We start from the raw sequence: 11,982 nt of genomic DNA, 5'->3' as shown, positions 1-11,982 counted from the left end.
GATTCGATAGTACGAAAACAGCCTACAGACCTGTCAGACCGGATGCGGACAATTCGGCCGAGCGTAACTCCTTCGTAACAGAGATCTGTAGTTCTCCATGAAAGTTTCGACCCCGTATTTCTCTCACGCTGTGGGCTCCCGACATCTTCCTGAGAGTCCGGCGATACGCTGGCGCCATGACTTCAGTCGCGTCCCGCACCCGCATTCGCTGGGAGATCGCCATCGTGCTCGCGCTCTCCTTCGGGGCGTCGGCCGTGTACGCGATCGTCGCGATCATCGATCGGGTCACCCGAGACACCGCACTGTCGCAGCAGACGGCCACCATCAACCGCGCGCTCTCAGAGCGGCCGGTATTCGATCTCGTCTACCAGCTCCTGGCGTTCGGCTTCGGTCTCGCCCCGGTCGCACTGGTGATCTATGTGCTCTGGTCGAGCTCGCGGCCGCACCTCGGCAGACTGGGGCTCGGCCGACCGGTGCGCTCCACGGGACGAGGAGCGGGACCCTGGTGGGCGCGCGAAACGGGAGGGGGCGTGCTGCTCGCCGCCGCGATCGGCATACCCGGCATCGCGTTCTACCTCTTCGCCAAAGCCATCGGCATCAACACGACCGTGGTGCCCACCGCTCTCGACGCCGCGTGGTGGACGGTCCCGGTACTGGTGCTGCAGGCACTCCGCGCCGCCCTCGGCGAAGAGCTCATCGTCGTCGCCTACCTCTTCGAACGGTTCAAGCGTCTCGGCGTCGGCCCCTGGGCCACCATCGTCTCGAGCGCACTGCTGCGCGGTAGCTACCACCTGTACCAGGGATTCGGCGGATTCGTCGGCAACGTCATCATGGGCGTCGTCTTCGGGTGGGTCTACCACCGGTGGGGTCGCGCGCTCCCCCTCGTGGTCGCCCACTGGATTCTCGATATCGCGAGCTTCGCGGGCTACCCGCTCGCACTGGCTCTGTGGCCCGCGCTCTTCGGCGCTCCAGCCGGGTAGCCCTCGAGGAGCATCACCCGACGGGGGTCACACTCTTCGCGAAGGCGTCGGTCAGGCCCCAGAGCTCGTCGTAGAGTTCGGGGGCGGCCTCGCAGGTCTCCGCGGGCTTCAGCACAGAGTAGGTGCCGTCGGCGCCCTGCGTGATTCCCCACTGGGTGCGCATGGCCGCGCACTCCTCCGGCAGCGAATTGATCAACGGACTGCTCAGCTGCAGATTCACGTTGTCGGGAATTGAGTAGCTCGTCATCCCGAACTTCAGGCTGAGCTCAGACGTCGCGCCCCAGGTGGGAATGTCGAGAGGGGTCGTGGGCCCGACCTCGACCGAGGGAACCTCGTTCGGATCCTCTTCGTCGCCATCGTCTGCTGCATCGGCATCGGCCGCGTCGTCGGAATCCGCCGAAGCCGAGGGCGTGGGGGTCTCGCTCGGGGCGGATGTCGTTGCCGGGGCCTCGTTCGACGCGTTGTCGCCGTCGGTCGCGCCCCCGCGTGCCAGGTTCACGAGCACGATGCACACGATGATCGCGATCACGGCTACCGCTCCGACGACGATCCAGGGCAGCGCTTTCGGCGCTCTGCGTGTGTTCTCACTCCGCGGCTCGGTCGACAGCTGCGCCGTGCGCACGCGCTCTGCCTGCTCGTACGACAGTCGTTCGCGTGCGGGAACGGGTCGCGGCTCCGCCGGCGGTTCGGCGTCTGCGGGCCCGAAGAGTTCCTCGAATGGGTCTTTACTCACGTCGACAGCCTATCCGCGTCTGGTGGGAGCCTCGTTCGCACCGCTCACGGCGGCCTCCGGAGCGCCCAGCTCGGCCAGCGCGGCGATGTGCGGAGCATCGGTGCCACAGCAGCCTCCGAACACGTTCGCCAACGGCGCCAGCTTGCGCAGCTCGAGCTCGGCTTCGGCGAAGGCGCGCGGCTCGTCCCCCGCACCGGTGTCGCCCGTCGCCGCCGCGTTGAGTCGGAATCCGACGATGCGGTCGAGCTCGACCGCTCCGGCGCTTCGGGCGATCCCGGTGGCGACCTCGCTCGGATGCGCGCAGTTGATCAAGAACCCCTCCGGCGCAGCGTCGGTCTCGCGATCGACGGCTGCGATTGCATCGGCGATCGAGCTGCCGTCGGCGAGACTCCCGTCGGCGCCCACGATGAACGAGACGAAGACCGGAATGCGCGACGCAACGGCAGCGCGCACCACGCCGATGCCCTCCGCAGCATCGAAGGTGGTGACGGAGGTCACGCGGTCGGCGCCCGCTTCGGCGAGCGCGCGCACCTGGTCCGAGTGGTACGCTTCGGCATTCTCCGCGCTCATGCGCTGGTCAGCGACATAGTCATCGAAGCGCGGGCCGATGCAGCCGTTGACGATCACCTCGGGCGTCGGCTGCTGCGCGTCCTCGTCGAGCTCGCGCACGAACGCAACAGCATCGGCATTGACCCCGGCGAGCGCTGCAGCGTCGTATCCGAGCCGGTCTCCCCAGTCCGCATTCGCCCGCCAGGTCGGGGTGTCGAGCACGAGCACCATGTCGTGCTCACGCGCCACCGCCCAGAACGGCAGGTAATACTCGCGCAGGGCGATCCTGCCCTCTGCAGAATCGAGCAGCACGAACGCTGCGAACTCGGGCAGTTGCTGCCCGAGGCGATCGGTCAGCGCCGTCTCGATGCCGCCGTCTGTCACGAAGATCGTCATAATGCTTCCTCCGAATCGGGTGGTACTGCCGCTGTCGACAGCGCTGCCATGATCGCGGCACGGCGCCGAGAGAACCCCTCCACACGGCGGTGATGGCGATCCATGATGCCCGCGTCGCGCAGTGCGAGCGTACCGGGATCGCCGCGCTCGATGCCATCGCGCCACCGTGCCGCGATGAGCGACATGCGCGCTTCGACCGCCGACAGCAGCTCGGCCGGGGTCACATCACCGTAGGATTGTGCAGCGATCGCGAGCCGCCGCGCCGCATCTGCAGGCGGGATCTCGCGCAGCAGCGGCACACTCGACCAGCACATGAAGGCGAGATCGTCGAGCGGGTACCCGGGGCCGGCGCGATCCCAATCGATCATTCCGGCGAAATCGTCGTCGACGACCACCCAGTTGTAGAGCCCCGGGTCGTTGTGGCAGATGACCTGACCGGCCTCGAGGCGCTGCACCCCCTGCCGCCATTCGAGTGCACCTGGGGCGAACCCCCGCACCGCATCGTGGAAGCGCCGCAACCACGACGCGGCCTCCGCGAGCGCCGCATCGCCGACGCCGGCGCGCTCTGGGTCGATCGTGCGGCCGGGAAGATAATCGAGGATCTCCCAGCCGTCGGCGTCCACGCCGTGCACGCGCGGAATGCCGTCGAGCCCCTGCGCGTCGAGATGCGCCAGCAACGCGTGGACCGCGGGCGTCCACGGGCCTGTGGGACGGTGCACCCGGGTGACGCCGCTCGTCTCCTGCACCAGCCACACGCCGCCCGAACCGCCGGGAAGATGCTCGCGCTCCATGACTCTCACCGTACCCGGATGCGTCGCTGCTCGACGAGTGCGTTGCTCATCTGCTGCAGCGTCGCCGCCAGGTCGACGGTGTCGGGTGCGTCGGAGGCAACGGAGGCGTCGGGAGCGACCGTTTCGAGCACCTCCGCCCAGCGGGCACGCAGACGGGAGAGATTCTCGGCGGCGAGGGGCGTGGATCGCACGAGCACACCCCGACCATCGGGGCTCGAACGGCGCCGGGCCACAAGCCCTTTCGTTTCGAGCCCGCGCAAAGCTGTGCTCAGGTTCGAACGCTGCAGCCCCAGTCGCTCGGCGAGCTCACTCGGTGCGGTTTCTCCGTGACGATCGAGCGTTCCCAGCACGAGACGTTCGGTCTGCGTCAATGGAACGTAGTCGGGGTGCGCGTTCCGAGATTCGATCTCACGGGCCAGTGAAACGACTGCGCTGGCAAGATCTGCGAGCGCATCGCGATCGATCGAGACGTCGGGCATGACATCATCGTAGGCCATGCAGTGCAGATATTTATAGTAAGATAACTATTTATGTCCGAATCCCGCTCTCCTTCCCCCCTGGCCCCTTCTGCCCAGACGCAGACGCCTGCGACTCCACGGACCGCGGCGCTCGGCCCCGCACTCCTCCTCGTACTCGGGCTGCTTTCAGCAGTCGGCCCGTTCGGCATCGACCTGTACCTACCGGCATTTCCCGCCATCGCGGCCGATCTGACCACCACCGCGACGGGTGTGCAGCTCACGCTCACGGGGTTCCTCGTCGGAATCATGATCGGGCAGCTCATCTTCGGGCCGCTTTCGGACCGCTTCGGACGGCGCATTCCGCTGCTCATCGGCGCCGCAGTGCTGATCCTGTCGAGCGCAGCCGCGGTGTTCGCACCGAACCTGGGAATCCTCGTCGCCGCGCGCGTACTGCAGGGAATCTCGGGCGCCGCGGGCATGGTGCTCGGACGCGCGATCATCTCCGACCTCGCGACGGGCGCCGTCGCTGCACGCGCCATGAGCCTGATGATGATCGTGAGCGGAGTCGCGCCCGTCGTCGCTCCGCTGATCGGCGGCGTACTTGCAGAACCGCTCGGCTGGCGCGGAGTACTCGCGGTCCTGCTCGGGATCGCCGTCGTGATGCTCATCGCCGTGATCTGGGGCGTGCGCGAGACGCTCCCCGCCGATCGCCGCGCACAGCTCGCCGAGCACCGTCGAGCTCAGGGCTCACCCGTGCGCCGGCTCGCCTCCCGCCAGTACATCGGCCACACCATCGCATTCGCCGCGGCATTCACCGTGATGATGGCGTACATCTCGGCGTCGCCCTTCCTCTACCAGTCGATGCTCGGCGCGAGCGAGCTGCAGTACGGGCTGCTCTTCGGCGTGAACGCGCTCGCGCTCATGGTGACGAGCGCAGTCTCCGCTCGCCTCGTCACGCGTCTCGGCCCTCGCACGCTCGCCGCGATCGGGCTCGGCGGGGTGACCGTCGGTTCGCTCGTCATGCTCGGCGCCGCGCTCCTGGCCGCGTCTCCGTGGGTGCTCGCAGCAGCGGTGTTCGTAGTCGTCGGCTCGCTCGGCTTCGTCATGGGCAATGTCACGGCGCTCGCGCTCTCGGCCGTGCCCGGTGCGGCCGGCACCGCATCGGCCCTGCTCGGCGCCCTGCAGTTCGGTTTCGCCGCCGCGGTGTCGCCGTTCGTCAGCATCGGCGGCGAGCAGACCGCGCTTCCGCTGGCCGTCATCATGGTCGCGGCTGCGGCGGTCGCGATCATCGCGTTCGTCTTCGGGCGCGCTCGGCGAGTCACCGCGTAACCCTGGCGAGGTCGCGGGCGGCGCACTCGCCAGCGACCGCCTCACGCACGACCGCTACACGCGGTGGATGCGGTCGCGCACCGCGCGAAGCTCGAGCGGTGCGGTGTGCAGCGGCGGCTCGCCGTGCATCTGCACGTGCAGGCGCTCCATACGAGTATCGAGTTCGGCCGCCGTCTCCGCAGCGTGCTTGAGCTCGCGAATCAGGGTGTCGGGAACCTGACGCTCGTACTTGTAATAGATCTTGTGCTCGAGGCTCGCCCAGAAGTCCATGGCGATTGTTCGAAACTGCACTTCAACGGGCACGTCCACGCGCCCCGTAGACAAGTACACGGGCACCGAGATGATCGTGTGCAGGCTCTTGTACCCGTTCGATTTGGGTGTCTCGATGTAGTCCTCGACCTCGAGTACCGTGATGTCGTCCTGCTGGGTGAGCAGATCGAACAGCTGGTACACGTCGCGGATGAACGCGCAGGTCACGCGTACGCCGGCGATGTCGTAGATCTCGGTGCGAATCACATCGAAATCGGTACCGATGCCGCGCCGTTCGAGCTTCGCAACAAGACTCTCGACCGATTTCACCCGACTCGAGACGTGCTCGATCGGATTGTACTCGTGCATGTGCAAGAACTCTTCTCGCAGAATCGCGAGCTTCGTCTCGACTTCTTCCATCGCGAATCGATACTCGAGCATGAACCGCTGCATCTGATCGCCGAGCGTTCGCAGCGCACTCGGCGAGATCGTGATCTGGTCGTCGGCTGGATCTTCGAGCGCGCCATCGTTCTGCGCAGAAGCCGTCGGATTACTCATGCGTTCAGGCTACCTCTCCGGCACCAGCTCGACCTGAGATCGACGTCGAGATTCGGTCAGGCACCGTTGTGCTCCGCGCGAAACACGTGCACGAGCGCATTGGCGTGTCCGTGCCCCATGCCCTGCTCCTTCAAGAACGCCACCTGCTCCATGTGCTTCTGCCCGGCGAGTGGGCGCAGGCGCTCCAGCCACTCGTCGATGCCAAGCCCGTACTTCTGCTCGATCGACGGAAAGTAGGATTTCGGGCCGGTGACCTGCTCCGTCACGGTTGCCTCCTCTGTGAGTACCGATGCGCGGGGTGAACTGCCGTGCGCCCACGCTAGCACGAGCCCCAGCGCTGCTGAGGAGGCGGACTATGCTTATGCCTCGGCTGCACAACGACGACATCCGCGGGAGAATCGACGGAAGAGCAGGGGCTGACTATGACCGAGCAAGGGCACGCCGGAAACACGACCGCAGTGAAGCAGGATCGCGGGTTCTTCGGGCATCCGTGGGGCCTCGCGAATCTCGCGGGCGTTGAGATGTGGGAGCGCTTCAGCTTCTACGGCATGCAGGGGCTCCTCGCCTTCTACATCTACTACTCGCTCTCCGAGGGCGGCTTGGGTATGTCGGAGGCCGCGGCGACGTCCATCGTCGGCGCATACGGCGGGCTCGTCTACCTCTCGTCGGTGCTCGGCGGCTGGATCGCCGACCGAGTGCTCGGTGCCGAAAAGACCCTGGTCGCGTCCGCGGTCATCATCATGTTCGGGCACATCGCCCTCGCCGTCTTCCCTGGCGTCGTCGGCCTCGGCATCGGGCTCGTCAGCGTGGCACTCGGGGCCGGGTCGCTCAAGACGACCACCTCGACCGTGCTCGGAGACCTGTACAGCCCGAGCGACGTGCGGCGCGATGCCGCGTTCTCGATCTACTACATGGGCGTGAACATCGGCGGATTCATCGGCCCGCTTCTCACCAGCCTGGTCTGGGGCTGGCAGGGCTTCCACTGGGGATTCGGGCTCGCTGCGATCGGAATGGCCCTCGGACTCCTGCAGTATCTGCTGCTGCGTCGCCACACCGTCACCGAGTCGGGCTCGCGCCCCACGAATCCCCTCACGCGGCCCGAACGGGTGCGGTGGATCCTGATCCTCTCCGCGGCGATCGTCATCATCGCAATCGCGTCCCTGCTCGGGCTGCTGCGCGCTGAGAACCTCTCGGTCATCGTCGTTGCGCTCACGATCGTCTCCGCGATCGCACTCTTCTCAGTCATCGGTTCGAGCTCGCGCGTCACCTCCGAAGAGCGCAGTCGGGTGTTCTCGTACATCCCGCTGTTCGTCGCCTCGGCCGTGTTCTGGACGCTGTTCCAGCAGCAGTTCACCGTGCTCGCGATCTACTCTGACCGGCGCCTCGATCGCAATCTGTTCGGCTTCGAACTCCCCCCGAGCGTCATCACCTCGATCAATCCCGTGTTCATCATCTTCTTCGCCGGCGTGTTCGCCGCGATCTGGACGAAGCTCGGCGAGCGTCAGCCGAGCACGCCCATCAAGTTCTCGCTCGGCACGGTGATCATGGGGCTCGCCTTCCTCGCCTTCATCCCGTTCTCGGGCGGAGCGAACGGCTCGGTGCCCTTCTACGCGATCGTGCTCATCCTCCTGCTGTTCACCTTCGCCGAGCTCTGCATCTCCCCCGTCGGCCAATCGCTCGCGACGAAGCTCTCGCCCCACGCGTTCCACTCGCAGATGGTGGCGCTCCACTTCCTCTCGATCGCACTCGGGTCGGCTGCCGCCGGGGCCCTGTCGGGCCTCTACTCGACCGACAACGAGGTGCCCTACTTCTTGACGATCGGACTGGCATCGATCGCGGTCGGCATCGTGCTCGCGACGGTGAAGGCGCCGATCCTGCGCTTGATGCGAGGGATTCGCTGAGCAGCGAGTCGAAGTCGTTCCCGCTCTGAGCGGTCAGTCACGTGCGCTCAATCCCGTGCGCATCAGAATCCCCACGGATCGACGAGCGGGACTCCCGTGCTCGCGAGATCCTCGGTGTTCCGCGTGGCGCACACGGCATCATGCGCCAGGCAAATGGCCGCGATCTGCGCATCGGCCATCGAGATGGGCAGCCCCGCTCGTTCTCGCTCGCACAAGAGGTCAGCGTAGGCCTCGGCGCACGTCTCGTCGAACGGCAACACCGCGTTCCCTCCACGGTAGGAGCGATCTGTGGAGAACTCGCCTTGCTAGCGAGCTGTGCAGGACCGTTAGACGTTGAAGCGCCACTCGCAGACGTCGCCGTCCTGCATGACGTAGTCCTTGCCCTCCATGCGAGCCTTGCCCTTGGCCCGGGCCTCTGCGACCGAACCGGTCTCGACGAGGTCCTCGAACGAGATGATCTCGCCCTTGATGAAGCCCTTCTCGAAGTCGGTGTGGATCGCGCCGGCCGCCTGCGGCGCCGTGGCGCCTCGCTTGATCGTCCAGGCGCGGGCTTCCTTCGGCCCAGCCGTCAGGTAGGTCTGCAACCCCAGAGTCTCAAAGCCGACGCGCGCGAGCTGATCGAGACCGCTCTCCTCCTGACCGATCGACGCGAGCAGCTCGGCCGCGTCTTCAGCATCCAGTTCAATGAGTTCGCTCTCGATCTTCGCGTCGAGGAAGATGGCGTGCGCCGGCGCGACGAGGGATGCCAGCTGGTCGAGCTGCGCCTGATCCTGCAGCACGGTCTCGTCGACATTGAAGACGTAGAGGAACGGCTTCGCGGTGAGAAGGCCGAGCTCTTTGATCGGCTCGAGATCGAGGCCTGCCTGCGACAGCACCTTGCCCTCGTTCAGCGCGGCCTGAGCCGCCTTCGCCGTCTCGACGACCGAGGGGTCGATCTTCTTGTTCTTCAGCTCTTTCTCGAAGCGCACGAGCGCCTTCTCGACGGTCTGAAGATCGGCGATGATGAGTTCGGTGTTGATCGTCTCCATGTCGCTCGCAGGGTTCACCGCGCCGTCGACGTGGATCACGTCGGGGTCCGAGAAGCCGCGCACGACCTGGGCGATCGCATCGGCTTCGCGAATGTTCGCGAGGAACTGATTGCCGAGCCCTTCGCCCTCGCTCGCGCCGCGCACGATGCCGGCGATGTCCACGAAGCTGACCGGAGCGGGGAGGATGCGCTCCGAGCCGAAGATCTCGGCCAGCACATCGAGCCGACGATCGGGCAGGTTCACGACGCCGATGTTCGGCTCGATCGTCGCGAACGGATAGTTCGCAGCGAGAGCGTCGTTCTGCGTCAACGCGTTGAACAGGGTCGATTTGCCGACGTTGGGAAGACCTACGATGCCGATAGTTAGAGCCACGGGAGACGAGTCTACGCGGCTCGGGCCACGCTGAGCGACGGCGCGAAACCCTCAGGCGGGGGTGCCGCGCAGAATGGAGGTCATCTTCTTGCCGCGAGCGACTTCGTCGACGAGCTTGTCCATGTACCGAATCTGCTGCATCAGCGGATCCTCGATCTCCTCGACGCGGATGCCGCAGATCAGACCGGTGATCAGACTCGCGTTCGGATTCATGCGCGGCGCCTCGGCGAAGAACGTGCGGAAGTCCGTCTCGTCGGCGACGATGCGTTCGAGGTCACCGGCGTCGTAGCCCGTGAGCCAGCTGATGACCTGATCGACCTCGCCGCGCGTGTGCCCCTTGCGCTCAGCTTTGGCGACGTAGTGCACATAGACGCTCGCGAAACTCGTCGAGTAGATGCGGTGCTCGGCCATGTGATGCCTCCGGTTCGACTGTCGGCTCGTACGCACCCATTGTCGCACTGAGCGCCGCACCTCGCGGATCCGGCCTGGCCCCGCCGGGCCGCGCCCGAGAGTGTCAGGGGCGTGTGACAGAGTTGAACCGTGCCCGTCGACTTCACCGCCATCGATTTTGAGACCGCGAACAGCCACCCGTCTTCCGCGTGCTCAGTGGGCATGGTGCGGGTGCGCGCAGGCGCGGTGGTGGATCGCGTGCACTGGTTGATCCGACCCCCATCTGGGCACGCGACCTTTCTCCCCTTCAACATCAAGATCCACGGAATCACGCCTGCGATGGTGGCAGATTCGCGCGATTGGGCCGGTCAACTCGCTGAGCTGCGGGACTTCATCGGCAGCGATGTAGCAGTCGCGCACAACGCGAGCTTCGACATGGGCGTGATCCGCGCCGCGTGCGCCGAGACCGTAACTCCCACGCCACGGCTCCGATACCTCTGCAGCGTGCAGGTATCGCGCAAAACATACGAGATCCCGTCGCACCGACTGCCGCTCTCCGCAGCCGCTGCGGGCTACGGAGATTTCGCGCACCACGACGCACTCGCGGATGCCGAGGCGTGCGCCGCGATCATCACTGATGCCGCCCGACGGCACGATGTCGACACGGTCGCGGCGCTCGCGAAGCAGACCGGAGTGCGCATTCAGCAGCTGAAAGCGATTCCGCTGAAGCTCTGACGCGCTCGAATGTCGGTGGCATGCGGCAGCGTGAGGGCAACGCCCGTTCGATCCAGAAACCCGGGAGAACATGAACACTCTGACTGTCGCGCTCCTCAGCGCAAATCTTCTGCTGCTCATCGCAGTACTCGTCATCGTGCTCATACGCACCGGGCGGAGAGGGAGCACCGCGGCTCCCGGCGTCGATCTCAGAGGCGTCTCAGGCGAGATTCGGCAGGACCTTTCCGCGCAGCGCAATGAGATCGGCCTGACGCTCTCTGGCATGAACGACCGGCTGCACACCAGTGCGCAGGCGACTCTCTCCTCGCAGAACGCGCTGCGGTCGAGCGTCGAAGCCCGCTTCGACGATCTTCGTGCAGCCAATGACGCGAAGCTCGAACAAGTGCGCGTCGCCGTCGGCGAGCAGTTGCAGCAGCGCCTGAAGGTGTCGCTCGACGAGAACGCTCAACGTGTGCAGACGCTCGGGGAGGTGCACGTCGCCAAACAGGCCGAACTGCAGCAGGTACTGCGCGAGGAAATCGAGAAGCTGCGCCAGGGGAACGAGGCAAAGCTCGAGAAGATGCGGGAGACCGTCGACGAGAAGCTGCAGGGAACGCTGGAGCGCCGGCTCGGCGAGTCGTTCAAGCTCGTGAGCGATCGGCTCGAGCAGGTGCAGAAGGGGCTCGGCGAGATGCAGACGCTCGCCTCAGATGTCGGCGGGTTGAAACGCGTACTGACGAACGTGAAGAATCGCGGCAGTTGGGGCGAGGTACAGCTCGCGCGTCAACTCGAAGACATGCTCTCCCCAGAGCAGTACGCAGAGAACGTTGCCGTGCGCCCGAGCTCTGCTGAGCGCGTGGAGTTCGCAGTGAAGCTGCCCGGTCGCGGCGATGATCATGAAACCGTGTGGTTGCCGATCGACTCCAAGTTTCCGCAGGAAGACTACGAGCGTCTCCTCGAGGCGCAGGAGCGCGGCGACCGCGGCGAGGTCGAGGCGGCGAGCAAGTTGGTCGAGCGCGTAATTATCACCCAGGCGAAACTCATTCGCGATAAGTATCTGGAGCCACCCCACACCACCGACTTCGGCATCATGTATCTGCCGACCGAGGGGCTGTTCGCCGAGGTGATTCGCCGCCCGGGCCTCACCAGCAAGCTCCAGTCGGAGTTTCACGTCACTGTTGCCGGACCGACTGTGCTCATGTCGCTGCTCAATAGCCTGCAACTGGGGTTCCGCACGCTCGCCATCGAGCGCCGCAGCTCCGAGGTCTGGCAGGTGCTCAGCGCAGCGAAGGGCGAATTCCAGAAGTACGGCCAGGTGTGGGAGAAGCTCGGCAAACAGCTCGCCACAGCGCAGAACACGGTGAGTGAGGCGGGACGCCGCACGCGCGCCGTCGAAAAACGGTTGCGCGCAGTGGAGACACTGGAGCCCGCCGGAAGTGCGGCTGAAGCGATCGACGATCTCGTACCGAGCGCGGAGCCCGAATCAGCCACGCGCAGCCTGTGGGACGACGAGTGAGCATTCCAGTGCGCCAGA

14 protein-coding genes are annotated in these 11,982 nt (G+C 65.8%); 5 read left to right on the top strand and 9 right to left on the bottom strand.

The genetic code is table 11. The annotated features are described in order from the left end of the window. The first annotated feature begins 176 nt into the window (after nt 1-176). The gene (locus AB0O71_RS11790; protein ID WP_363745510.1) at nt 177-980 is read left to right on the top strand and encodes a type II CAAX endopeptidase family protein; all 804 of its coding nucleotides are present in this window, start codon (nt 177-179) and stop codon (nt 978-980) included. 13 nt (nt 981-993) lie between these two features. Here the strand turns inward: AB0O71_RS11790 and AB0O71_RS11785 are convergent, their stop codons facing one another. The 4 genes from AB0O71_RS11785 to AB0O71_RS11770 are packed head-to-tail and all read right to left on the bottom strand — an operon-like array spanning nt 994 to nt 3,946. Then, complete coding sequence (locus AB0O71_RS11785) at nt 994-1,713, bottom strand: hypothetical protein (RefSeq protein WP_363745508.1); 720 nt, start codon at nt 1,711-1,713, stop codon at nt 994-996. A 9-nt stretch (nt 1,714-1,722) separates the two neighbouring features. Then, nucleotides 1,723-2,658: a homocysteine S-methyltransferase family protein gene (locus tag AB0O71_RS11780; protein WP_363745506.1), complete on the bottom strand. Its 936-nt coding sequence runs from the start codon at nt 2,656-2,658 to the stop codon at nt 1,723-1,725. Then, nucleotides 2,655-3,449 carry a phosphotransferase gene (locus tag AB0O71_RS11775; RefSeq protein ID WP_363745504.1) on the bottom strand — a complete coding sequence of 265 codons (795 nt, stop codon included), beginning with the start codon at nt 3,447-3,449 and terminating at the stop codon, nt 2,655-2,657. The genes AB0O71_RS11780 and AB0O71_RS11775 overlap by 4 nt, the downstream gene beginning before the upstream one ends. A 5-nt stretch (nt 3,450-3,454) precedes the next feature. Continuing rightward, nucleotides 3,455-3,946 carry a MarR family transcriptional regulator gene (locus tag AB0O71_RS11770; RefSeq protein WP_363745502.1) on the bottom strand — a complete coding sequence of 164 codons (492 nt, stop codon included), beginning with the start codon at nt 3,944-3,946 and terminating at the stop codon, nt 3,455-3,457. A gap of 33 nt (nt 3,947-3,979) precedes the next feature. On the opposite strand from AB0O71_RS11770, the gene AB0O71_RS11765 reads away from it, so the two are divergent. Beyond that, a complete protein-coding gene (locus tag AB0O71_RS11765; RefSeq protein ID WP_363745500.1) occupies nt 3,980-5,236 on the top strand; it encodes a multidrug effflux MFS transporter in 1,257 nt (418 codons plus the stop codon). Nucleotides 5,237-5,290: 54 nt separating this feature from the next. On the opposite strand, the gene AB0O71_RS11760 is transcribed toward AB0O71_RS11765, so the two are convergent. Beyond that, nucleotides 5,291-6,043, bottom strand: a complete 753-nt coding sequence (locus tag AB0O71_RS11760) for a GTP pyrophosphokinase family protein (protein ID WP_363745498.1) — start codon at nt 6,041-6,043, stop codon at nt 5,291-5,293. A 56-nt stretch (nt 6,044-6,099) separates the two neighbouring features. Then, nucleotides 6,100-6,309, bottom strand: coding sequence for a DUF4287 domain-containing protein (locus AB0O71_RS11755; RefSeq protein WP_363745496.1), 210 nt, complete (start codon nt 6,307-6,309; stop codon nt 6,100-6,102). Nucleotides 6,310-6,465: 156 nt separating this feature from the next. Here AB0O71_RS11755 and AB0O71_RS11750 point away from each other — a divergent pair, with 156 nt between their 5' ends. After that, nucleotides 6,466-7,944, top strand: coding sequence for an oligopeptide:H+ symporter (locus AB0O71_RS11750; RefSeq protein ID WP_363745494.1), 1,479 nt, complete (start codon nt 6,466-6,468; stop codon nt 7,942-7,944). 62 nt (nt 7,945-8,006) lie between these two features. Here AB0O71_RS11750 and AB0O71_RS11745 read toward each other — a convergent pair whose 3' ends face one another. The 3 genes from AB0O71_RS11745 to AB0O71_RS11735 form a co-directional block, all read right to left on the bottom strand. Continuing rightward, nucleotides 8,007-8,204 carry a PIN domain-containing protein gene (locus AB0O71_RS11745; RefSeq protein ID WP_363745492.1) on the bottom strand — a complete coding sequence of 66 codons (198 nt, stop codon included), beginning with the start codon at nt 8,202-8,204 and terminating at the stop codon, nt 8,007-8,009. A 66-nt stretch (nt 8,205-8,270) separates the two neighbouring features. Further along, nucleotides 8,271-9,344, bottom strand: a complete 1,074-nt coding sequence (ychF, locus tag AB0O71_RS11740) for a redox-regulated ATPase YchF (RefSeq protein ID WP_363745489.1) — start codon at nt 9,342-9,344, stop codon at nt 8,271-8,273. Nucleotides 9,345-9,395: 51 nt separating this feature from the next. Next, the gene (locus AB0O71_RS11735) at nt 9,396-9,755 is read right to left on the bottom strand and encodes a DUF2200 domain-containing protein (RefSeq protein WP_363745487.1); all 360 of its coding nucleotides are present in this window, start codon (nt 9,753-9,755) and stop codon (nt 9,396-9,398) included. A gap of 129 nt (nt 9,756-9,884) precedes the next feature. On the opposite strand from AB0O71_RS11735, the gene AB0O71_RS11730 reads away from it, so the two are divergent. Both AB0O71_RS11730 and rmuC read left to right on the top strand, forming a co-directional pair. Continuing rightward, nucleotides 9,885-10,469, top strand: a complete 585-nt coding sequence (locus AB0O71_RS11730) for a 3'-5' exonuclease (protein WP_363745485.1) — start codon at nt 9,885-9,887, stop codon at nt 10,467-10,469. Between the two features lie 70 nt (nt 10,470-10,539). After that, on the top strand, nt 10,540-11,964 hold the full coding sequence (rmuC, locus tag AB0O71_RS11725; RefSeq protein ID WP_363745483.1) for a DNA recombination protein RmuC: 1,425 nt from the start codon (nt 10,540-10,542) through the stop codon (nt 11,962-11,964). Nucleotides 11,965-11,982 lie beyond the last annotated feature (18 nt).

The sequence above is a fragment of the Leucobacter sp. NPDC077196 genome (genome assembly GCF_040687075.1).
Lineage (GTDB): Bacteria > Actinomycetota > Actinomycetes > Actinomycetales > Microbacteriaceae > Leucobacter.
This window is presented reverse-complemented; position numbering and strand designations above follow the sequence as displayed.

What these genes read in the sequence shown, in the direction of transcription:
- AB0O71_RS11750 (WP_363745494.1), top strand. Translation starts at nt 6,466, where the DNA reads ATGACCGAGCAAGGGCACGCCGGAAACACGACCGCAGTGAAGCAGGAT.
- AB0O71_RS11780 (WP_363745506.1), bottom strand. Translation starts at nt 2,658, where the DNA reads ATGACGATCTTCGTGACAGACGGCGGCATCGAGACGGCGCTGACCGAT.
- AB0O71_RS11735 (WP_363745487.1), bottom strand. Translation starts at nt 9,755, where the DNA reads ATGGCCGAGCACCGCATCTACTCGACGAGTTTCGCGAGCGTCTATGTG.
- AB0O71_RS11775 (WP_363745504.1), bottom strand. Translation starts at nt 3,449, where the DNA reads ATGGAGCGCGAGCATCTTCCCGGCGGTTCGGGCGGCGTGTGGCTGGTG.
- AB0O71_RS11770 (WP_363745502.1), bottom strand. Translation starts at nt 3,946, where the DNA reads ATGGCCTACGATGATGTCATGCCCGACGTCTCGATCGATCGCGATGCG.
- AB0O71_RS11765 (WP_363745500.1), top strand. Translation starts at nt 3,980, where the DNA reads ATGTCCGAATCCCGCTCTCCTTCCCCCCTGGCCCCTTCTGCCCAGACG.
- AB0O71_RS11790 (WP_363745510.1), top strand. Translation starts at nt 177, where the DNA reads ATGACTTCAGTCGCGTCCCGCACCCGCATTCGCTGGGAGATCGCCATC.
- AB0O71_RS11760 (WP_363745498.1), bottom strand. Translation starts at nt 6,043, where the DNA reads ATGAGTAATCCGACGGCTTCTGCGCAGAACGATGGCGCGCTCGAAGAT.
- rmuC (WP_363745483.1), top strand. Translation starts at nt 10,540, where the DNA reads ATGAACACTCTGACTGTCGCGCTCCTCAGCGCAAATCTTCTGCTGCTC.